The organism is Actinokineospora pegani, assembly GCF_009745975.1.
Lineage (GTDB): Bacteria > Actinomycetota > Actinomycetes > Mycobacteriales > Pseudonocardiaceae > Actinokineospora > Actinokineospora pegani.
Genome location: NZ_WHOL01000064.1, coordinates 17,835 through 40,719, shown reverse-complemented (window position 1 = coordinate 40,719; position 22,885 = coordinate 17,835). Strand labels below are relative to the sequence as shown.

Here is a 22,885-nt window from a genome sequence, read left to right as displayed (position 1 = left end):
CAGACGTTATACCCGCCCACCGACAGTTCCCGGCAGGACTTCCGCTGCGCGCCAACTGTTCCCAGCGGAACCGGCACGGCGCAGGGGCGCCCGGGCCGGGTTGGTCCACTGTGGACGCGAAATGGCAGGTTCCGGACATGTATGACAACGCTCACAAAGAATTCGGGAAATGCCTGCTCAGCGGGGATGGGCGACCACTCCCCGCGACGCCTGGCCGCAGGCGTTACCCTGGTGTCGAGTTCGATCACGGAGAGTGGCGCGGCTTTGCCCGTGCCCGCGGTGCTCCGGCAGCCGTTCAGGGGCGTTCCTTCGTCCGTTCGGCGTCATTTCCGGGAAGACCCCGCTGGTATTTCACAACGTCGCTCTCCGTTATTGACAGGCCCGGCGGATCGCTGGAAAACAAGGCCCGGACCAGCGTGTCGGCCCATTCGGGTGACCGGGTGGCCACCTGGCCCGGCGCCTGTCACGGGATGAGGGTGACGTGCGAGAAGACGGTCGACGGCGGCGCGTGGTGTCCTACACTGTGTCCCGGATCTGCGATTGCTGACGAGGGGCGGACTGTCATTGCGGCGGGGTAAAAGGAAACCGACGTCAGCTCGCGTTCCCCGCACTGGAAACGCGTTTCGCTCGTTGTTGTGGACCGCCGATCGCCGGGGAATGTGATGCGGGTCAGAGTCCTGGGGCCGCTCGAGCTCGTGCACGAGGAGAGATCCGTGCACATCGGCGGTCCCCGCCAGCAGGCGACCCTCGCGGTGCTCGCCGTGCGCGCTGGCCGGGTCGCCCCCGTCGATGTGCTCGCCAGGGCGGTGTGGGGTGACGACCCCCCCGCGACCGCCCGGTCCCAGATCCAGATCTGCGTCTCGGCGCTGCGCCGGGTGCTGGCCCAGGTCGGCAGGCCCGAGGCCATCGTCACCAAGGCGGGCGGGTACCTGCTCGACGTCGCCCCGGACGAGCTCGACCTGTTGCGCTTCACCGAGCTCACCACCACCGCCCGCGAGCACGAGGAGTGCCGCAGGCCCGCGGCCGCCGCCGCCGCGCTGGGCGCGGCCCTCGCGCTGTGGGACGGCTCCGCCCTGCTCGGCGTGGACAGCGAGCTCGTGCGCCGCGAGGCGGTCCTGCTCGACGAGCAGCGGCTGCGCGCCGTCGAGGACCGGCTGCGGCTGCTCATCGCCCTCGGCAGGCACGACGAGGTCATCGGCGAGCTGTTCGACCTGGTCGGCCGCCACCCGTGGCGGGAGCGGCTGCACGAGTCGCTGATGCTGGCGCTCTACCGCGCGGGCAGGCAGGCCGACGCCCTGGACTGCTACCGGCGGGTGCGCGCGGCCTTCGCCGACGAGCTCGGCGTCGAGCCCAGCGCCCGGCTGCGCGAGCTCGAGCAGGCGATGCTCAACCGCGAGCCCGCGCTCGACGCCGTGGTGCCCGACGCCGAGCCGCCCGCGGCCGCGGCCCCGCGCCCCACCGCGGTCCCGGTGGCGCAGAAGCCCGCCGTGGTCCCGCGCGAGCTGCCCGCCGCGCTGCCCGACTTCACCGGCCGCGAGGCCGAGCTGACCACCATCCGCGCCGCCGTCGACCTCGAGGACGGGGCGATGCGCGCCGTCGCGATCACCGGCAAGGGCGGGGTCGGCAAGACCGCGCTGGCCGTGCGCGCCGCGCACCTGCTCGCCGAGTCGTTCCCCGACGGGCAGCTCTACACCACCGTCGACGGCTGCTCCTGGGCCGACGACATCGCCGCCACCCAGTCCCGGTTCCTGCGCTCGTTCGGCGTGCCCGGCGCGTCGGTGCCCAGCGAGCCCGACGAGCGCGCCGCCCTCTACCGCAGCACCCTGGCCGACAAGCGGGTGCTCCTGGTGCTCGACGAGGTCGTCGACGAGCGGGTGGTCACCGCCCTGCTGCCCGGCGCCGCGCACTGCGCGGTGATCGTGACCAGCAGGCGCAGGCTCAGCGGCATCCCCGGCGCGGTCCCGGTGCCGCTGGACGTGTTCGACGCCGACCTGTCCCTGGAGCTGCTCGGCCGGATCGCGGGCAGCGACCGGGTGCTCGGCGAGCTGCCCGACTCCCTCGAGCTCGCGGCGCTGTGCGGCGGGCTCCCGCTGGCCCTGCGGATCGCGGGCGCCCGGCTCGCCGGCCGCGCGCACTGGCGGGTCAGCAGCCTGGTGCGCAGGCTGCACAACGAGGAGCGCAGGCTCGACGAGTTCGCCCACGGCGGCATCGAGCTGCGCCCCACCCTGGCCCTGGCCTACCGGTCGCTGAGCGAGCAGGCGCAGCGGCTGCTGCGGCGGCTGGCAGGCCTCGACACCCCCGACTTCGCCGCGTGGACGGCCGCGCTGCTGCTCGACGCCGACCCGGCCGAGGCCGAGGAGGTGCTGGAGAGCCTGGTCGACGCGCACCTGATCGACGTGGTCACCCCGTCCACCCGGCACGTGCGCTACCGCTTCCACGACCTGGTCCGCGTCTACGCCCGCGAGCTGGCCGCCGCCGACCCGCCGCAGGAGCAGGCCGACGCGCTGCGCACCGCCCTGGGCGGCTGGCTGACCCTGACCAGGGTCGCCCACCGGCACGAGTACGGCGGCGAGTACACCCTGCTCACCGGCACCACCCCGGAACAGGCGGTGCCCGAGGAGGCCCTCGACGACGTGGTCGCGGACCCGGGCGGCTGGTGGGAGGCCGAGCGGCGCGCGCTGTGCTGCGCGGTGCACCAGGCGGCCGAGCTGGGCCACCACGAGCTGTGCTGGGAGCTGGCGCTGACCGCCGTCACCCTGTTCGAGTCCAAGGGCTACTTCGACGACTGGCGCGAGACCAGCCTGACCGCGCTGCGGACCACCGAGGCCGCGGGCAACCGCAAGGGCTTCGCCGCCGCCCGCTACTCGCTGGGCACGCTGCACATGTTCCAGAAGCGGCTGACCGAGGCCACCCGGCTGTTCCAGCCCGCCGCGGGCATCTTCGCCGCGGAGGGCGACGACTACGGGCACGCCCTGGTCCTGCGCAACATGGCCTTCATCGACGGCCTCCGCGGCGACCGCGCCGCCCAGGCCGCCAAGTACGAGGCCGCGCTGATCGGCCTGCGCGCCGCCGGGGACGAGGTCGGCGAGGCGCACGTGCTCTACAACATGGCGGGCGCCCGCCTCGACGACGGCGAGCACGGCCGGGCCAAGGAGATGCTCGGCCGCGCCCTGGAGATCAGCAGGCGCACCCGCTGCGTGCGCGTCGAGGCCCAGGCCACCTTCCGGCTGGGCGAGGCGCACCACCACACCGGCGACCTGGCCGCGGCCGAGGACGCGCTGACCGACGCGCTGCGCCTGGTCCGCGCCACCGACGACCGCATCGGCGAGGCGCACGCGCTGGCAGGCCTGGCCGCGGTGCAGCGCGACGACGGCAGGCGCGACCAGGCCACCGCGACCTTCGTCGAGGCGGTGACCACGGCCAGGCAGGTCGGCGAGCGCCTGATCGAGGGCCGCGCGCTGCACGGCCTCGCCGACATCGCCCTGGCCGACGGCGCGCACACCTCCGCGGTGGGGCACCTGCGCGCCGCGCTGGAGCTGTTCGAGGCCCAGGGCGCGGTGCTGTGGCAGGCCCGGGCACTGCTGGCACTGGAACGGGCGCACCAGGCGGCGGGCGAACCGGACCAGAGCCGCATGTCTGCGGTGGTGGCCGACAGCCTGCTGGACAACCTGGACCCGGCGGAGGCGGAGCGGCTGCGGGCCGAGTTCCGCGAGGACGAGCGCCGGTGGGGGCAGGTGGGCTGAGCGCGGGCCGGTCTCGGGATGCTCTGCTGCCGAATGCTCTGCTGCCGAATGGTCTGCTGCCGGGTGGGCTTCAGCGGGAGTGGGTGACCGGCGGCGTGGCCTTCGGCCCCCCGGTTTCCACGCTACCGGTGGGGTCGGACAGTTCCGGCGCGCCGAGGGCGGTTGTCCACAGGCGGGGCGGCGGATGGTGTGCGAGCCTCGGGAGGGCGTGGGGGTGCCCTTCCCCTCCCTTCTCGCCTGACGCGCGTGATCGTCGTGGAGGCCCCTGGCCACCCGATCCAGCACCCCGCGAAAGGTCCGGACATGGCAGTGCGCCCGGCCGATAGCGGCGGGCGCACTGAAGAGGGCGGGGTGCTCAGCAGCGCCAGTGGGTGTCGCACTCCACGGTGACGGGGGCCGACCAGTGGGTGTCGATCGGGGCTCCGACCACCGCGGCGCCCGAGGCGGCGGCGGTGGCGGCGAGGGCGGCGCCTGCCGTGACGGTCAGTGCGGCGGCCGTGCTGACCAGCAGCTTCCGTGCGAGCGTGGTGACCTGGTTCGGCTTCTGGTGACCCTTGGGCATCGAGTGTCCCCTCCTCGGTGATCTCCCCCCGACGTGCCGGGGCTGATGGGTAAAGACAAACCGGCGCCGCCTCTGACTCGCTATCGAACGGGAATCGGTCACCGGGCCCCGCCATTGATGGGCGACCGATGGCGGATCGATGTCGCGCGCCGCCAGAGTCCTGCCCATGCCCGGGTCGAGCCCGGGTCGAGCGGGAGGGGAGTGGACGTGGTCCACGACGACACACGGACGGCGGCGGCGGGGACCCCGTGCGCCGCGCGGCACTGTCCCGGTGGGGGCCGGGGGCTGGCGATCGCCGGGCTGCTGCTGTGCGCGCCCTGCGCGCGGTCGGTGGAGCACAAGCTGGTCGGGCTGCCCGGCGCCCACGAGCGGGCGGTGCGGGCGCTGAACGCGGCGATGCCGACGGCGGAGCGGGTCTCGGGCGGGCGGATGCCCGGCATCCCGATGAACTTCACCGCCGTCGAGGCGCGGGCGCGGGTGGTCGAGGTGCTGGCGAGCTGGTCGCAACTGGTGGTGGACGAGCGCGGGATCGGCGCCCCGGCCCGGTCGATCCCGGCGATGGCGGCCTTCCTGGCCCGGCACCTGCGCTGGCTGGCCGCGCACCCGGCCGCGGGCGACTTCGCCGACGAGGTGGGCGAGGCGCACTCGTGGGTGGACCGGGTGATGCGGCCCGTGCGCGCCAAGCGGGTGCCGCTGGGCCGCTGCCCGGTCCGGGAGTGCGCGGGGGAGATCACCGCCTCGCTGCGCGCGCCCGACGCGGGGCGGCGCCCGTCGGCGGTCCGCTGCTCGGCCGACGACGAGCACGAATGGCCGGTGACGGCCTGGGGGGCTTTGCACCGGATTCGCCAGGAAGAAGGGGTCGGTGTGTGATGGCGGGCTTGAGCGTGGCTGATATCGCGGAGATCTGGAGTGTGCCCGCCAATCGTGTGTACTGGTTGGCCCACAAGCACGGGTGGCGTCGCTACAAGAATTCTGGAAAGACCTTCTACCACGCGCAGGATGTCCTCGAAGTCATGGGATGAGCTGCACGAACAGGCTCGGAGCCGATATCGCCCCAGGTGGGACCACCTGGGGCGATATCGGCCTTTTCCGGTCTGTCGAAAAATCGCCGAAAGAATCGCCGGGGCGGGGGGTTGACTTTCCAGGCCCGTGCCAAGAAGATGGTTTCACGGTCGAAGTGGTGTGCCCGAGTGGCGCGCGGCTGGTGTCTTCTCCCACCGAAATCCCGCGACTGGACACAACACCTTTTCCCGAGGCGGACGACCATGACTGCTGCGCGCGCTGACGCTGATGCCGAGGTGGTGCTGGTGGTCTCGGCCGAGGCTCTGACGGCCGACCGGGACGACCTGCGGCACGCGGTCGCCGCCGGTCGCTCCCGCGGCCTGCGGGTGCACGTGGCGGTCACCGACCCGGCCACCGCGGTGGACCCGGTGACCGCGATCGGCGCCGACACGGTGGACCTGGTGGGTCGGACCGGCCCGCTGGCCTGGGAGTCCTGGGCCAGGGCGCGCGCCGCCGCGCACGGCAGGCCGGTCGCGGTCCTGGGCCTGGGCCAGGACCCCGACGGCGAGGGCGACCTCGCCGTGGCCTCGGCCGCGGTCGCCGCGGGCGTGCGGGCCAACCCGGTCGCCGCGGTGCTGGCCGCGCGCGACGGGGCCAGGGCCCGCCGGGCGCTGGCCGACGCGCGGCTGCGGCAGCCGCCGTGGCTGCGGGTCGCCGACCTGGCCGGGGCGGACGCCTTCCTGCGGGCGGTCCCCGGGCCGTGGCTGGTCGGCCCGGCCGAGCGCTGCGGCGGGCGCGGCACGACCAGGGTCGACGACCGGGCCGACCTGCCCGCCGCCGTGCGGGCCGCGACCGGCGGCACGACCAGGCCGTTCCTGGTCGAGCGGCTGGTCGACGGGCCCGCGTACGCGGTGGTGGGGGCCTTCCTCGGCGCCGCGCCCCGGGTGCTGCTGGTCGCCGAGGCCGAGCCGCCCGCCGACGGCCGGGGGCAGGCGCTGGCCTACCGGGCCCCCGCCGAGCTGCCCGCGGCGACGCGGGCGCTGGTCGAGGCGGCCGCGGTCGCCGCGGTCGACGCGCTGGGCCTGCGGCACGGCGTGTTCGACGTCGCCGTGCGGCTCGGCGCCGAGGGCCCGGCGGTCGGCGAGGTCCACCCCAGGCTGCCGCCCGCGTGGGGCGCGGTCCTGCTCGGGCACGCCGTGCCCGGCCTCGACCCGGTCGCGCTCGTCCTCGACGACGCGCTCGGCCGCGACCGGGCGGCCCCCCGGCAGGCCACCAGGGGCGCGGCCGTGCGCTTCGCGGTGGCCCAGCCGGGCCGGGTGCGCGGGGTGCGGGGCTGGCCCGCCGTGGCGTGCCACCCCGGCGTGCTGGCCGCCCGGCTGCTGCTGCGCCCCGGCGCGGTCGCCGCCGCGCGACCGGGCGGCACCCGCGTCGCCGCCGTGCTCGTCGGCTCCGCCTCGGCGGCGTCGGCGGCCTCGCTCGCCCACCGGCTGGTCGACGCGCTGCGCGTGGTGACCGACCCGACCGACCTGACCGACCGACCCGACCCGGCCCGCCGGGTCGTCCCGCTCCGCCCACCCCACCCCCTCGAGGAGAGGCCGATGGACGCCACTTTGACCGCTGCCCGACCGCCCGCGACCGCGCCGGGCACCGGCGGCAGGCTGGCCCTGCTCGCCGGGCCCGACCCGGCTGCGGTCGCCGCGGCCGACGCCGCGGTCTCGGCCGCCGCCGCGGCCCCCGACCTGGTCCGCGTGCTGGCGGGCGGCGACCTGCGCGGCCACCGCGGCGCCGTCGTGGCCACCCCGGAGCCGCTGTCGATCGGCAGCAGCGGCCCCGCGGCCGGGCCGCGCGGGCTCGGCCTGCTGTTCCCCGGCCTCGGCGAGCAGCACCCGGACATGGCCGCGGGCCTGTACCGGGACTTCCCCGAGTTCGCCGCCACCGTCGACCACTGCGCCGAGGTGCTGCGCCCCGAGCTGGGCCTCGACATCCGCACCGCGCTGTTCACCTCGGCCGGGGCGCGCCCGGGCGGCGAGCTGGACCTGCGCGCCCTGCTCGGCCGCGGCGACGACCGCGCGCCGGTCGAGCTCGACCGCACCGCCGTCGCCCAGCCCGCGCTGTTCACCGTCGAGTACGCGCTGGCCCGGCTGTGGGAGCGCTGGGGCGCGCGCCCGGAGGTCATGCTCGGCTACAGCCTCGGCGAGTACGTCGCGGCCTGCCTCGCGGGCGTGCTCAGCCTGGAGGACTCGCTGCTGCTGGTCGCCCGGCGCGCCAAGCTCTTCGAGACCCTGCCCGCCGGGGCGATGCTCGCGGTGAGCCTGCCCGAGGCCGAGCTGGCCCCGAAGCTGACCGGGTCGCTCGCGCTGTCGGCGGTCAACGGCCCCGAGTTCTGCGTGGTGGCGGGCCCGGTCCGCGAGGTCGCCGAGCTGCGCGCGGTGCTGACCGGCGGCGGCGTGGTCGTGCGCCCGGTCCGCTCCGGGCACGCCTTCCACACCCCGCTGATGGCGCCCATCGCCGACCAGGTCACCGAGATCGCCCGCGGCCTGCGGCACAGCGCCCCCCGGGTGCCCTACGTCTCCAACGTCACCGGCGACCTGATCACCGACGCCGAGGCCACCGACCCCGGCTACTGGGCCCGGCACCTGGTCAGCCCGGTCCGCTTCGCCGACGGCCTGCGCGTGGTCGCAGAGGACCGGGTGCTGCTGGAGGCGGGCCCCGGCCAGGGCCTGAGCAGCATGGTCGCCGCCGTCCGCGACGGCGACCCCGGCGGCGTGGTCGCGGCCATGCGCCACTCGCTCGACCCGCGCGACGACACCGCCGTGCTGCTCACCGCGCTGGGCAGGCTGTGGCTGGCCGACGCCGACCTGGACTGGGCCTCGCTGCCCACCGAAGATTTGCCCGCGGATCTGCCCACTGAGAATCCGCCCGCCCCCGCCGGGGCGGCGTCGACCGACGGCGGGGACACCGAGGCCGGGCTGCGCGAGTTGTGGGCCAGGCTGCTGCCCACCGACGACATCCCGCGCACCGCCAGCTTCTTCGACCTGGGCGGCAACTCGCTGTCGGCGTCGCGGCTGGCCCTGCGCGTGCAGCGCCGCTTCGGCGTCGAGCTGACCCTGCGCCAGCTCTACGCGCACCCGACCATCGCCGCGCAGGCCGCGCTCGTCGAGGGCCGCGACGCCGACGTGGAGGCCGTCGACGCGGTCACCGGCCGCAACCTGCTGACCCTGCCCAACGGCCTGGTCGTCTCGCAGCAGAACGAGGCCGAGACCCGGCACTTCTACCACGACATCTTCGACAACCGCGGCTACGCCAGCCGCGGCATCACCATCTCCGACGGTGACACGGTCGTCGACGTGGGCGGCAACATCGGCCTGTTCACCCTCTTCGCCCACCACGAGGCCGAGGACGTCAAGGTCTACGCCTTCGAGCCCGCCCCGCCGATGTTCGAGCACCTCAGCGCCAACGCCGAGCGCTACGGCGTCAACGCGGTGCTGGTCAACGCCGGTCTGTCCGATGCGGACGGAACGGCGGAGCTGACCTTCTACCCGCGCAGCTCCGGCATGTCCTCGTTCCACCCGGACACCGAGGAGGAGCGCAACAACCTGATCGCCATCATCGGCAACCAGGGCGACGACGCGGGCGCCGACCTCGACGAGCTGATGGACGTGCGGCTGGAGGCGGTCCCGTTCACCGCCACCCTGCGCAGCCTGAGCTCGGTCATCCGCGAGCACGGCATCACCCGCATCGACCTGATCAAGATCGACGTGCAGAAGGCCGAGCTGGCGGTCGTGCGCGGCATCGACGACGAGCACTGGCCGCTGATCCGGCAGGTCGTCCTGGAGGTGCACGACGGCGCCGACGGTCGCGTCGAGCTGCTCGGGGACCTGCTGCGGGACAAGGGCTTCCGCGTGGTCGCCATCCAGGACGAGCTCTACCGCGGCACCGACATCCACAACCTCTACGCGATTCGGGACTGACGATGACCCAGACGATCGAACACGTCGACAACACCGCGGCCGACCGCCCCGAGCACGCCACCGTCGGCGTCATCGGCGCCGGGGTCATGGGCGTCGGCGTCGCGCACAGCCTCGCCACCAGCGGCCACCGGGTCGTGCTGGTCGACGTCTCCGACGAGGTGCTGGCCCGCTCCCGCGCGGAGCTGCGGTCGAGCCTGCGCGGCATGGCCATGTTCGGCGCGGCCAGGAACGTCGACCTGGGCGCCACCCTGGACGAGGTCGAGTTCACCACCGACTACGACGCGCTGGCCGCGGCCGACTTCGTGGTGGAGAACGTCACCGAGGACTGGGAGGTCAAGCGGCACATCTACCCGCGGATCGACCGGATCTGCCGCCCGGGGGTGGTCTTCGCCGTCAACACCTCGGCCATCTCCATCACCCGCGTCGGCTCGCTGACCGGGCGCCCCGAGCGCGTGGTCGGCACGCACTTCATGAACCCGGTGCCGCTCAAGCCGATGGTGGAGGTCATCCGCGGCTTCCACACCGCCGACGACACGATCGACGAGACCAGGCGCTTCCTGGCCGGGATGGGCAAGGAGGGCACGGTCGTCGCCGACTACCCGGGCTTCGTCTCCAACCGGGTGCTGATGCTCACCATCAACGAGGCGGTGTTCCTGGTCCAGGACGGCGTCGCCGAGCCGCGCGACGTCGACCGCATCTTCCAGACCTGCTTCGGCCACCCCATGGGTCCACTCGAGACGGCGGACATGATCGGCCTCGACACCATCCTCAAGTCCGTCGAGGTGCTGTACCAGAGCTACAACGACGACAAGTACCGGCCCGCGCCACTGCTCAAGAAGATGGTCGACGCGGGTCTGCACGGCCGCAAGACCGGCCGGGGCTTCCACACCTACCGCTGACCGCACACCAGAAGCGAGGAACCATGAGCACCGACATCCGCACCCGCGTCATCGGCTACCTGTCCCGGTACTTCCCCGTGTCCGACCTGGCCGACACCGACGACATCTTCAAGCGCGGCTTCGTCAGCTCCATGTTCGCCATGCAGCTCGTGGCGTTCGTCGAGCAGGAGTTCGCCGTCGTCGTGGAGAACGAGGACCTCGAGCTGGACAACTTCCGCTCCGTCGCGGCGCTGGAGCGCTTCGTGCGGGGCAAGCTGTCCGCCCCGGTGGCCTCGTGAGCACCACCCTCGACCGGGCGCGCGCGGTCGACGACGGCCTGCTCGGCTCCGCGCACGTGGCAGCGTGCGCGGGGTTCGCCGAGTTCGTCGACCGCCGGGTGGTCCCGATCGCCGATGACCTGCACCGGTCGCAGTACACCCCACCGCAGGTCATCGACGAGCTGGGCCGCCGCGGCCTGCTCGGCCTGCCGATCCCGGCCGAGTACGGCGGCGGCGGCTGCGACGCGGTGACCCTGGGCCTGCTCGCCGCCGAGCTGGGCCGGGGCTGCTCGTCGCTGCGCAGCCTGCTGACGGTGCACACCATGGTCGCGCACGTGCTGGCCCGCTGGGGCTCCCGCGCGCAGCGGGAGACCTGGCTGCCCCGGCTGGCCTCGGGGGAGTGCGTGGCGGCGCTGGCGCTGTCCGAGCCGGAGGTGGGCAGCGACGCCACCGCCGTGCGCACCAGGGTCGAGCGCGACGGCGACGAGCTGGTGCTGCACGGCCACAAGAAGTGGATCACCTACGGGCACGTGGCCGACCTGCTGCTGGTCGTGGCCCGCGGCCCGGAGGGGCCCACGGCGGTGCTGGTCGAGCGGAGCAGGCCGGGGGTGCGCACCCGGCTGATCACCGGGATGATCGGCATTCGCGCCTCGATGACCGCCGACGTGCACCTCGACGGGGTCCGGGTGCCCGCCGACCACCTGCTCGGCCGCCCCGGCCTGGGCACCACCCAGATCGCCGGGACCGCGCTCGACCTGGGCCGCTACACGGTGGCCTGGGGCTCGGTGGGCATCATCGCCGCCTGCCTGGGCGCCTCGGTCGCCTACGCCGACACCCGCGAGCAGTTCGGCGCGCCGATCCGCGAGCACCAGTTGGTGCGCAGGCTGATCAGCGACATGTACGCCGACTACCACGCGTCCCGGCTGCTGTGCCTGGACGCGGGCGTGCGCCGCGACCGGCGCGACCCGGCCGCCCTGCCCGCGGCCTCGCTGGCCAAGTACACCGCCTCCACCGCCGCCGTGCGCGCCGCCTCCGACGCGGTGCAGGTGCACGGGGCCAACGGGTGCGGGTCGGAGTACCCGGTCCAGCGCTACCTCGGCGACGCCAAGGTCATGGAGGTCATCGAGGGCACCACCCAACTGCACCAGGTCGGCCTGGCCGACCACGCCTTCCACGAGTTCGGGGGTTTCAAGTGACGCTCGCCCACCCGGTCCGCGACGAGGCCACCGCCAAGACCGTCAAGTGCGTGGTGTGGGACCTGGACAACACCGTCTGGGACGGCATCCTGCTCGAGGACGGGGAAGTCCGGCTCCGACCCGGGGTCCTCGAGGTCATGCGCGAGTTAGACGAGCGCGGCATCCTCAACTCCGTCGCCAGCCGCAACGAGCACGGGCCCGCGATGGCCAAGCTGGTCGAACTGGGCGTGGCGGAGTACCTGCTGCACCCGCAGATCAACTGGGGCCCGAAGTCGGCGTCGGTCGCGGCCATCGCCGCGGCGGTCAACATCGGCGTCGACACGCTGGCCTTCGTCGACGACCAGCCCTTCGAGCGCGACGAGGTGGCGCACGCGCTGCCCGAGGTGCTCTGCCTCGACGCCGCCGACCTCGGGGCGATCCCCGCGCTGGAGCGGATGGTGCCGCGGTTCGTCACCGACAACGCCAAGCGCAGGCGGGTGATGTACCAGGCCGACGCCCAGCGCAGCGAGGCCGAGCAGAGCCACGACGGCACCCCGGCGGAGTTCCTGGCCGCGCTGGACATGCGCTTCGCCATCGCCCCGGCCCAGCGGCTCGACCTGCAGCGGGCCGAGGAGCTGACGGTGCGCACCAACCAGCTCAACGCCACCGGCTACACCTACTCCTACGAGGAGCTCGACGAGTTCCGCCGCTCGGCCGACCACGACCTGCTCATCGCCTCCCTGGACGACCGCTACGGCACCTACGGCCAGATCGGTCTGTCCCTTGTGGAGCGCGGGGCGCGGGCGTGGACGGTCAAGCTGCTGCTCATGTCCTGCCGGGTGATGTCGCGCGGCGTGGGGTCGGTGCTGCTCAACCACCTCATCCGCGAGGCGGCGGCGGCGGGGGTGGCGCTGCGCGCCGAGTTCGTCCCGACCGAGCGCAACCGGACCATGTACGTCACCTACAAGTTCGCCGGGTTCCGCGAGGTGTCCGAGTCCGGCGGTGTGGTGGTGCTCGAGCACGACGGCACCGAGGTCCCCGGCTTCCCGCCGTACATGACCGTCCAGGTCGGCTGACCGAGTCCAGGCCCCGCCCAGCGGGCCGCCCAGTGGGAGAGAGCATGACGCAGAGCGACGCGCACGACGAGCGGTTGCGGCGCGCGATGGCCGCCGTGCGGAAGCTGCAGCAGCGCAACGCCGAACTGGCCGAGGAGGTGGCGGCCGTCCGCACCGAGCCCATCGCGATCGTGGGGATGGCCTGCCGCTTCCCCGGCGGGGTGCGCACCCCCGAGCAGTTCTGGTCGCTGCTGGACTCCGGCGGCGACGCCATCGGCCCGCTGCCCGCCCGCTGGGCGGACCTGGACCTGCACGACCCGGACCCGGCCGCGGCGGGCAAGTCCTACGCCGACCAGGGCGGCTTCCTCGACGGCATCGAGGACTTCGACCCGGGGTTCTTCGGCATCTCCGCCCGCGAGGCCAGGGCCATGGACCCGCAGCAGCGGCTGGTGCTGGAGACCGCGTGGGAGGCGCTGGAGCGGGCGGGCACCCCGGCGCCCACCCTCGCGGGCACCCGCACCGGCGTCTACGTCGGGGCCATGCGCTCGGACTACGACCAGGGCCCGCTGGCCGCGTTCGACGGCTACCAGGGCACCGGCATCCAGGGCAGCGTCATCTCCGGCCGCGTCTCGTACGCGCTGGGGCTGCGCGGCCCGTCGCTCACCGTCGACACCGCCTGCTCGGCGTCGCTGGTGAGCCTGCACCTGGCGGTGGCGGCGCTGCGCGCGGGCGAGTGCGACACCGCGCTCGCGGGCGGCGTCACCACCATGGTCTCCCCGGCGATGTTCGTCGAGTCCAGCAGGCTGCGGGCGATGGCCCCGGACGGGCGCAGCAAGGCGTTCTCGGCCGCGGCCGACGGCGGCGGCTGGGCCGAGGGCGCGGGGATGCTCGTGCTCAAGCGGCTCTCGGCGGCCCGGGCCGACGGCGACCGGGTGCTGGCCGTGGTGCGCGGCACCGCGGTCAACTCCGACGGCCGCAGCCAGGGCCTGACCGCGCCCAACGGCCCGGCGCAGCAGCGGGTCATCCGCGACGCGCTGGCCGCCGCCGGGCTCGACCCGGCCGACGTCGACGCCATCGAGGCGCACGGCACCGGCACCCGCCTCGGCGACCCGATCGAGGCCACGGCGCTGGCCGGGGTGTTCGGCCCCGGCCGCGACCCCGACCGCCCGGTCGTGCTCGGCTCGGCGAAGTCCAACATCGGCCACACCCAGGCCGCCGCGGGCGTCGCGGGCGTGATGAAGGTCGTGCTGGCGCTGGCCGCCGAGCGCCACCCGCGCACCCTGCACGCCGACGAGCCCACCCCGCACGTGGACTGGGCCACCAGCGGCCTGCTGCTGGCCACCGACCCGGTGCCGTGGCCGCGCGGCGAGCGGGTCCGCCGGGCCGGGGTGTCCGGCTTCGGCATCAGCGGCACCAACGCCCACGTGGTCATCGAGGAGGCCCCGGCCAACCTCCCCGAGCCCGCCCCCGAGCCCGCCCCCGTCGCGGGGCCGGTGCCGGTGCTGGTCTCCGGCGCCGACGAGACCGGGCTGCGCGCCCAGGCCGCGTCCTGGGCCGACTGGCTCGAGACCTCCGACGCCGACCTTCCGGCGGTCGCGAGGACCGCCGCGCTGCTGCGCGCCCACCTCGGCCACCGCGCCGCCGTGGTCGCGGCCGACCGGGCCGAGGCGGTGCGCGGGCTGCGCGCGCTGGCCGACGGCGCGGCCGAGGCGGTCACCGGCGTCGCGGGCGACCGCGGCAAGGTCGTGTTCGTCTTCCCCGGCCAGGGCGCCCAGTGGCGCGAGATGGGCCGGGAGCTGCTGGAGACCTCCGAGGTCTTCGCCGCGGCCGTCGAGGCCTGCGACGCCGCGCTGCGCCCGCACACCGGGTGGTCGGTGCGCGAGCTGCTGGCCGGGACCGGCGACGAGCCCCCGTTCGACCGCATCGACGTGCTCCAGCCCGCCCTGTTCGCGGTCATGGTCGGCCTCGCCGAGGTGTGGCGCTCGCTGGGCGTCGAGCCGGACGCGGTGGTCGGCAGCAGCCAGGGCGAGGTCGCCGCGGCGGTCGTCGCGGGCGCGCTGTCCCTCGCCGACGGCGCGCTGCTGATGGCCGCCCGCAGCCGGGGCCTGCTGCGCGAGTGCAGCGGCCGCGGCGGGATGGCCTTCGTCGACCTGCCGGTGGACGCCGCGACCGCGGCGATCGCCCCGTGGGGCGACGCGCTGTCGGTCGCCGTGGTCAACACCGCCTCCTCCGTCGTCGTCTCCGGCGACGACGACGCGGTCGGCGAGCTGGTCGAAGCCATGGCCGGGCGCGGGGTGTACTGCAAGCGCGTCAAGTCCGACGCCGCGGGCCACAGCGCCCACGTCGACCCGCTGCTGCCCGCGCTGCGCGCCGACCTCGCCGGGCTGGCGCCCCGCTCGGGCGGGGTCCCGTTCTGCTCCACCGTCACCGGGTCCGTCGTGGACGGCTCGGCGCTCGACGCCGGGTACTGGTGCCGCAACGTGCGCGACACGGTGCGCGTCGACCTGGCCCTGGCCGGGCTCGGGCGCACCGGGCACGACGTGTTCGTCGAGATCAGCCCGCACCCGGTGCTGGGGATGGTGCTCACCGGCGCGGCCGCCGAGACCGGCGGCGCGGTGGCGGGCACCCTGCGCCGCGGCGCGGGCGGCTGGGACCAGGTGCTGCGCTCGCTCGGGTCGCTGCACGCCCAGGGTGTGCCGGTCGACTGGGCGCGCCTGCTGGGCGGGGCCAGGCCCGGCGACGCCGTCGCGCTGCCCACCTGCGCCTTCCACCGCACTCGGCACTGGGTCGACCAGTCGGTCGTCGTCGGCGAGGCGGGCCAGGCCCTGACCGACACCGCCGACGACACCAGCCTGCGGGCCCGGCTCGCGGCCGTTCCCGAGGCCGACCGCCGCGCCTGGCTGACCGGCGTCGTCGGCGCCGAGGCCGCCGCGGTGCTGGCGGGCGACGAGCCGGTGGCCGCGCGGCGCAGGTTCGCCGACGTCGGCATGGACTCGCTGACCGCGCTGCACCTGCGCAACCGGCTCACCGCCCTGACCGGGTGCGCGCTCGCCGCCAACGCCGCGTTCGCCCACCCCACCCCCGCCGAGCTGGCCGAACACCTGCTCGGCGTGTTCGGCGACCTGCCCGCCGCCGCGCCCGCGGTCGAGCGGGCCGAGGAGCGCGACCTGCACCCGGCCACCGACGCCCAGCGCAGGCTGTGGTTCCTGGAGCAGTTGCGCCCCGGCACCGCCGAGTACCACGTGGCGGTCAAGATCCGCCCCGCGACGCCGATCGACCCGGACGTGCTGGCCCGCACCCTGGACTGGGCCGTGGCCCGGCACGAGGCGCTGCGCACCGGCCTGCACGGCCGCGACGGCGACGTCGTCCAGGTCGTCGCCGAGACCGCCCCGGTGCCGGTGCGCCAGCGGGAGGTCGCCGACGCCGCGGCCCTGGCCGAGGCCCTGCGCGCGGAGGAGCTGGCCCCGTTCGACCTGGCGGGCGACTCGCTGCTGCGCTGCGCGGTGCTGACCGCGCCGGGCGAGCAGGTCGTCTGCCTCACCCTGCACCACGCCGTCGTCGACGGCTGGTCGCTGACCCTGCTGCTGCACGAGCTGCACACCGCCTACCACGCCTTCCTCGCGGGCGGCGGGCCCGAGCTGGCCGAACCTGCCCTGCACCTGGGCGACGTCGCCCGGTGGGAGCGGGCCGCCCAGCGCGCGGGCCGCTTCGCCGACGCCGTGCGCTGGCACGCCGACCAGCTCGCCGGTGCGCCCCGCCTGGCCCTGCCGCCCGCCGAGGCCGACGGCACGCCCGAGGGCGGCGACACACTGCACTTCACGCTGCCGCCCGCGCTGCGCTCCGGTGTCGAGGAGCTGGCCGCGCGGCTGGGCACCACCCCGTACGCGGTGCTGCTCAGCGGCTTCGCCGCGCTGCTGGGCCGGGTCTGCGCCCAGGACGACTTCGCCCTGGGCACCGTGTGGGCCAACCGGCAGCTCGCCGGGGTGGAGCCGGTCGTCGGCTTCCTGGTGACCACGCTGCCGCTGCGCTGCGACCTCACCGGCGACCCCGGCTTCGACGAGCTGGTCGCCCGCACCGCCGAGCGGGTCAGCGGGGTGCTGGCCCGCCAGGACGTCCCGCTGTCCGACATCGTCGCCGCCGCGGCCGTCGAGCGCTCCGGCGACGACAACCCGCTGTTCCGCGCCGTGTTCAACTACGGCAGCGCGGAGCTGCCCACCGTCGGCGACGGCGACCTGGCCTGGCGGCTGCCGGAGATCGGCAGCGTGGCGGGCAACGTCGCGGGCGCGTCCAAGTTCGACCTCGGCCTGACCCTGGCCCCCAGCGGCGAGGGCCTGCGCGGCGAGCTGGAGTTCCTGCCCGGCGCGCTCGACGGCGCCGCCGCCCGCAGGCTGCTCGCGGGCTACGAGCGGCTGCTGGCCGCCGCCGTGGCCGACCCGACCGGCCCGGTCGGCGCGCTGCCCGCCCAGTCCACTGAGGACGACGAGTGGGTCGCGGCAGGCGCGGGCGTGGTCGACCCGGCGACGCTGGGCCCGGACACCGCGCTGGACCTGGTGCTGCGCCAGGCAGCGCGCACCCCGGACGCGGTCGCCCTGGTCGGCGCCGACCTGGCGGGCGCGGACCTGGAGCTGACCTACCGCGAGACCGTCGAGCGCGCCCACGGCGTCGCCGCCGCGCTGCGGGAGGCCGGGGTGCTCCCCGGTTCCCTGGTCGGTGTCAGCCTGCCGCGCACACCGCTGCTCTCGGTGGCCGTGCTCGGCGTCTGGCTGGCGGGCGCCGCCTACGTCCCGCTCGACCCCGGCTACCCCGCGGCCTACCGCGAGCACGTTGTCGCCGACAGCGGCCTGACCGTCGTGCTCGGCGGCCCCGGCACCGAGGTCCCGGGCGCCGAGCTGGTGCGCGTGGACCAGACCGGCCCCGCGCCCGCGACCGGCGCAGACCGCCCGGCGCAGACCGACCTGGCGTACGCCATCTACACCTCCGGCTCGACCGGCAAGCCCAAGGGCGTGCTGCTCGAGCACGCCCAGTTCGCCAACTTCTGCCTGGGCATGGACCAGTCGGTCGGCGGCGGCGAGGGCGACACCTGGCTGGCGGTGACCAGCCTGTCGTTCGACATCTCCACGCTGGAGCTGCTGTGGACGCTCACCCGGGGCTACCGGGTGGTCGTCGGCACCGGCGCGGCGGCCGACTGGGCCGCCTACGCCCACCACCGGCCCACGCACCTGCAGTGCACCCCGTCGCTGGCCAGGATGCTGGTCGCCGACGCGGGTGGCCGGGCGCTGGTCGCCGGGCTGGACGCGGTGCTCGTCGGCGGTGAGGCGCTCGACCCCGACCTGGCCAGGAAGCTGACGGCGCTGTGCCGGGGGACCGTGCTGAACATGTACGGCCCCACCGAGACCACGGTGTGGTCGACGGTGTGGCGGGTGCGCGGCGACCAGCCGGTGCGCCTGGGCGACCCGATCGCCAACACCACCACCCACCTGCTGGACCCGGCGGGCCGCCCCGTCCCGCGCGGTAGCTGGGGCGAGCTGGCGATCGGCGGCCTGGGCGTCGCCCGCGGCTACCACCAGCGGGCGGAGCTGACCGCCGAGCGGTTCGTCGCCGACCCGTTCTCCGACCTGCCCGGCGCCCGGCTCTACCGCACCGGCGACCTGGCCCGGCGCGGCGCGGACGGCGGCCTGGAGTTCGGCGGCCGCAAGGACTCGCAGGTCAAGCTGCGCGGCCACCGGATCGAGCTGGGCGAGCTGGACGCCGCGGCGGCCGAGCACCCGGACGTGGTGGTCTGCGCCTGCGTCATCCGCGCCGACGACCCCGCCTACCCCGAGCTGGTCCTGTACTGGTCCGGAACGGACACAGTGGACAGTGCGGCCGGCGTGGACCTGGCGGGCTTCCTCGCCGAGCGGCTGCCCGCGCAGTCGCGCCCGTCGCACATCGTGCGGCTCGACGAGCTGCCGCACACGCCCAACCGCAAGGTCGACCGCAACGCCCTGCTCCGCCTGCCCGCCCCCGCCCAGGCCGCCCCGGTGCTCGACGACGGCCCGCGCGACGACGTCGCCGGTGTGGTCGCGTCGGTGTGGGCCGAGGTCCTGGGCGGCCCGGTCGACCCCGACCGCGGGTTCTTCGACCTGGGCGCCACATCGATGACCGCGCTGCGCGCCCACCAGGGCATCGTGGCCGCGCTGGGCCGCGAGTTCCCGCTCGCCGCGCTGTTCGCCCACCCCACGGTGCGGTCGCTGTCCGAACACCTCTCCGGTGGCCGGACCGCGGTCGCGCGCACCGCGGGCCGGATCACCGCCGACGAGCCGGTGGCGATCGTGGGCATGGCCTGCCGCCTGCCCGGCGCCCCGGACCTGGCCGCGTTCTGGTCGAACCTGACCGGTGGCGTGGAGTCCGTCGTGGAGTTCACCGAGGAGGAGCTGCTCGCCGCGGGCGTCCCGGCCGACCTGCTGGCCGACCCCGGCTACGTGCGGCGCAAGGGCCACCTGGCCGACGCCGACCGGTTCGACGCCGGGTTCTTCGGCTGCTCGCCGTCGGAGGCCGAGCTGATGGACCCGCAGCACCGGCTGTTCCTGGAGACCTCGTGGACCGCGCTGGAGGACGCGGGCATCGTGCCCGCCGACTTCGCGGGCCGCATCGGGGTCTTCGCCGGGGCGGGCCACGGCGGCTACCGCGCCGACGACCGCACCGACCTCGCCGCGTTCTACCGGGGCATGGTCGCCACCAAGAACGACTACCTGGCCACCCGCGTGGCGCACAAGCTCGACCTGCGCGGCCCGGCGCTGACCGTGCAGACCGCCTGCTCCACCAGCCTGGTGGCCACCCACCTGGCCAGGGAGAGCCTGCTGCGCGGCGAGTCCGACGCCGTCCTCGTCGGCGGGTCGACGGTGACCCTGCCGCTGGTGCACGGCTACCTGCACCAGGAGGGCCTGGTCGTCTCCAGCGACGGCGCCTGCCGGGCGTTCGACGCCGACGGCGACGGGACGGTCTTCGGCAACGGCGTGGCCGCGGTGGTGCTGCGCAGGCTGTCCGACGCGCTCGCCGACGGCGACCGGGTGTACGCGGTCATCCGCGGCAGCGCGATCAACAACGACGGGTCGGCCAAGGTCGGCTTCACCGCCCCCGCGGTGCGCGGCCAGGTCGAGGTCATCGCCGCCGCGCACGCCGGCGCGGGTGTCGACCCGGCCTCGGTCGGCTACGTCGAGGCGCACGGCACCGGCACCAGGCTGGGCGACCCCATCGAGGTCCAGGCGCTGCAGGAGGCGTTCGCGGGCGTCGACCGCGCCGAGCCGTGCCTGCTGGGCTCGGTCAAGACCAACATCGGCCACACCGACGCCACCGCCGGGGTGGCCGGGCTGATCAAGGCCGCGCTGTGCGTGCACCACGGCACCACGGTGCCCAGCCTGCACTTCCGCGCTGCCAACCCGGAGCTGGGCCTGGACCCGGCGCTGTTCGCGGTCAGCACCGAGACCCGCCCGTGGGCCCCGGCGGGCCCGCGCCGGGCCGGGGTGTCCTCGTTCGGCATCGGCGGCACCAACGCCCACGTGGTGATCGAGCAGGCGCCCGAGGTCGAGGCGGCCGCCCCCGCCGGGGCGCCGGTCCTGCTCCCCTTGTCCGCCAAGGACGAGACCGCGCTGCGCGACCAGGCCCGGTCCTGGGCGGCGTGGCTGACCGAGAACCCCGACGTGGACCCGCGCGCCGTCGCCGCCACCGCGGCGCTGCGCCGGGCGCACCACGCCGAGCGGGCCGCGGTGTCCGGTGTGGACACCGCGGGCCTGGTCGCCGCGCTGGGCGCGCTGGCCGACGGCGAGGCCACGCCGAACACCGCCAGGGACACCGCCAGGCCGCTGGGCCCGGTGGTGTTCGTGTGCCCCGGACAGGGCGGGCAGTGGGTCGGCATGGGCGCCCGGATGCTGGACGCGTCGCCCGAGTTCGCCGAGGCGGTCGCCGAGTTCGACGCCGAGTTCGCCCGGCTGTCCGGGTACTCCGTCGTCCCGGTGCTGCGCGGCGAGACCGAGCGGGCCGAGATGCTCCAGCCGGACACCGTGCAGGCCGCGCTCACCGCGACCGGCATCGGCCTGGCCGCCGCCTGGCGCGCGCTGGGCGTCGAGCCGGACGCGGTGGTCGGCCACTCCCAGGGCGAGGTCGTCGCCGCCACCGTGGCGGGCGCGATCACCCCGGGCGAGGCCGCCCAGGTGGTGTGGGCGCGCTCCAGCGTGGTGCGCGGCCTCACCGGCGGCGGGATGGGCTTCGTCGACGCCCCGGTGGAGCAGGTCGAGCAGTGGCTGGCCGGGCTGCCCGGCGTGTCCGTCGCCGCGGTCAACACCGCGTCCTCCACCGTCGTGGCCGGACCGGCCGACGGGGTGACCGAGTTCCTGGCCGCCGCCGAGGCGCGCGGGGTGTTCTGCAGGCGGATCGTCAACGCGTACGCCTCGCACAACGAGCAGATGGACCAGGTGCTGCCCGCCATCGCCGCGCTGCTGGCCGACCTGACCCCACGGCCGACCGCGGTGCCGTTCTACTCCACGGTGACCGGCGAGCCCGCGGGCGGCGCGGAGCTGGACGCGGCGTACTGGTGCGCCAACGTCCGCCAGACCGTCCGGTTCGACAAGGCGCTGCGCCTGCTGCTCGACGACGGGCACCGGGTGTTCGTGGAGCTGTCCCCGCACCCGGTGCTGGCGGTGCCGCTGGCCGACGCCGCCGCCGAGGTGGGCTCGGTCGTCGTCGGGTCGCTGCACCGCGACCACGGCGGCCCGGACGCGCTGCTGGCCAACCTGGGCGCGCTGCACGCCGCGGGCCACCCGGTCGACTGGGCCGCGCTCACCGGCCCGGCCGCGGTGGTCGACCTGCCCGGCTACCGGTTCCGCGACGAGCGGTACTGGGCGCCGACCGAGGCCGACGCCGTCCCCGCCGAGGAGCGGGCGCTGTGGTCGGCCATCGAGAGCGGCTCGGTCACCGACGTGGCCGACGCCCTCGACCTGCCCGCCGACCTGCGCGACCAGCTCGCCGACCTGCTGCCGCACCTGGCGGACTGGCGCGAGCGCACCCGCGCCCCGCGCGCCGGGGCCGACCGGGCCCCGGCCGAGGCGGGCCTGCCCGACCGGCTGGCCGCGCTCGATGGCCCGGCCCGGCTGGCCGAGGCGGTCGAGCTGGTCCGCGCCTGCGCCGCCCCGGTGCTGGGCGTGCCCGCCGGGTCCGTGCCGGGCGACCGGCCGCTCTCGGAACTGGGCGTCGACTCGTTGACCGCCGCCGCGCTGCGCGCCGCGGTCGGCAGGCGCACCGGGGTCGCGGTCCCGGCCGCGGTCGCCTTCCGCCCCACCGGCTGCACGGCGATCGCCGCGCATGTCCTGGCGGGACTCGGCCTCGCTGTCGAGGAGGTCCCCGCCGGGGCCGCCGACGACGAGCCGTGGCTGCGGGTGCTGCGCCCGGTCGAGGACCCGGTCGCCCGGGTCGTCGTGGCCGCGGGCAACGGCGGGACGAGCCTGGCGCACGCCCCGCTGGCCCGGCACCTGCCCGAGGGGGTGGAGCTGCTGGGGGTCCGGCTGCCCGGCCGCGAGGGCCGGGAGGCCGAGCCGCCCGCCGCGCTGATGGCCGAGGTCGTCGCCGAGGTGGGCGCCGCGCTCGACCGCCGCTCCCCGCTGCCGACCGTGCTCCTCGGGCACAGCCAGGGCTCCTGGCTGGCCTGGGAGCTGGCGCACCGGGCGCAGGACGGCCCGGAGCCGGTCGCCCTGGTCGCCGCGTGCGCGCAGCCGCCGCACGCACCGCTGACCGAGGGCATGCTCGCCATCCAGGACGCCGCGGGCAGGCTCGACACCGCCGACCCGGCCGAGCTGGCCCAGGCCATGCGCGGTGTCCTGCCGGACGCGGTGGTCGACGACCCGGCGGTCTTCGCCCAGTGCCTGGCCGCGCTGCGCGCCGACCACGTGCTGTCCACCGACCACCGCCGGGCGCTCGACGGCCCGCCCAGGACGCCGCTGCGCGCCCCGGTCGTCGCCGTCGTCGCCGAGTCCGACCCGCTGCTGCCCCCGGCCTCGGCCGAGGGCTGGCGGGCCCGCGCCGCCGGGGACTTCACCACCCGGGTCGTCCCCGGCTCGCACGCCGCCCCGGTGGAGGACCCGGCGACCCTCGCGGGCGTCCTCGCCGACGTCCTGGCCGATGTGACAGCCGGAGTGCGCACCCCGGTCCCCGCCTGACCCAGAACCCTGAGCCCGCAAGGAGAGGAACCCA

Annotated in this window: 9 protein-coding genes; 8 read left to right on the top strand and 1 reads right to left on the bottom strand. The window is 75.6% G+C overall.

From position 1 onward, the window contains the following. Positions 1-662: 662 nt before the first annotated feature. The gene (locus tag GCL84_RS08645; protein WP_156754869.1) at positions 663-3,743 is read left to right on the top strand and encodes an AfsR/SARP family transcriptional regulator; all 3,081 of its coding nucleotides are present in this window, start codon (positions 663-665) and stop codon (positions 3,741-3,743) included. 355 nt (positions 3,744-4,098) lie between these two features. Here the strand turns inward: GCL84_RS08645 and GCL84_RS08640 are convergent, their stop codons facing one another. Then, positions 4,099-4,305, bottom strand: a complete 207-nt coding sequence (locus GCL84_RS08640; protein WP_156754868.1) for a hypothetical protein — start codon at positions 4,303-4,305, stop codon at positions 4,099-4,101. Positions 4,306-4,512: 207 nt separating this feature from the next. On the opposite strand from GCL84_RS08640, the gene GCL84_RS08635 reads away from it, so the two are divergent. From GCL84_RS08635 to GCL84_RS08605, 7 genes are all read left to right on the top strand, one after another. Beyond that, positions 4,513-5,175 carry a hypothetical protein gene (locus tag GCL84_RS08635; RefSeq protein ID WP_156754867.1) on the top strand — a complete coding sequence of 221 codons (663 nt, stop codon included), beginning with the start codon at positions 4,513-4,515 and terminating at the stop codon, positions 5,173-5,175. A 395-nt stretch (positions 5,176-5,570) separates the two neighbouring features. Further along, entirely contained in the window at positions 5,571-9,278 is a 3,708-nt protein-coding gene (locus GCL84_RS08630) for an FkbM family methyltransferase (RefSeq protein ID WP_156754866.1), read from the top strand. Between the two features lie 2 nt (positions 9,279-9,280). Next, positions 9,281-10,177: a 3-hydroxyacyl-CoA dehydrogenase family protein gene (locus GCL84_RS08625; RefSeq protein ID WP_156754865.1), complete on the top strand. Its 897-nt coding sequence runs from the start codon at positions 9,281-9,283 to the stop codon at positions 10,175-10,177. 23 nt (positions 10,178-10,200) lie between these two features. Then, entirely contained in the window at positions 10,201-10,455 is a 255-nt protein-coding gene (locus GCL84_RS08620) for an acyl carrier protein (RefSeq protein WP_156754864.1), read from the top strand. Further along, positions 10,452-11,630, top strand: coding sequence for an acyl-CoA dehydrogenase family protein (locus GCL84_RS08615; protein WP_235926092.1), 1,179 nt, complete (start codon positions 10,452-10,454; stop codon positions 11,628-11,630). The genes GCL84_RS08620 and GCL84_RS08615 overlap by 4 nt, the downstream gene beginning before the upstream one ends. After that, positions 11,627-12,685 carry an HAD-IIIC family phosphatase gene (locus GCL84_RS08610; RefSeq protein WP_156754863.1) on the top strand — a complete coding sequence of 353 codons (1,059 nt, stop codon included), beginning with the start codon at positions 11,627-11,629 and terminating at the stop codon, positions 12,683-12,685. The genes GCL84_RS08615 and GCL84_RS08610 overlap by 4 nt, the downstream gene beginning before the upstream one ends. 44 nt (positions 12,686-12,729) lie before the next feature. Next, complete coding sequence (locus GCL84_RS08605; protein ID WP_156754862.1) at positions 12,730-22,851, top strand: non-ribosomal peptide synthetase/type I polyketide synthase; 10,122 nt, start codon at positions 12,730-12,732, stop codon at positions 22,849-22,851. Positions 22,852-22,885: the final 34 nt, after the last annotated feature.

What these genes read in the sequence shown, in the direction of transcription:
- GCL84_RS08645 (WP_156754869.1), top strand. Translation starts at nt 663, where the DNA reads ATGCGGGTCAGAGTCCTGGGGCCGCTCGAGCTCGTGCACGAGGAGAGA.
- GCL84_RS08640 (WP_156754868.1), bottom strand. Translation starts at nt 4,305, where the DNA reads ATGCCCAAGGGTCACCAGAAGCCGAACCAGGTCACCACGCTCGCACGG.
- GCL84_RS08630 (WP_156754866.1), top strand. Translation starts at nt 5,571, where the DNA reads ATGACTGCTGCGCGCGCTGACGCTGATGCCGAGGTGGTGCTGGTGGTC.
- GCL84_RS08625 (WP_156754865.1), top strand. Translation starts at nt 9,281, where the DNA reads ATGACCCAGACGATCGAACACGTCGACAACACCGCGGCCGACCGCCCC.
- GCL84_RS08620 (WP_156754864.1), top strand. Translation starts at nt 10,201, where the DNA reads ATGAGCACCGACATCCGCACCCGCGTCATCGGCTACCTGTCCCGGTAC.
- GCL84_RS08605 (WP_156754862.1), top strand. Translation starts at nt 12,730, where the DNA reads ATGACGCAGAGCGACGCGCACGACGAGCGGTTGCGGCGCGCGATGGCC.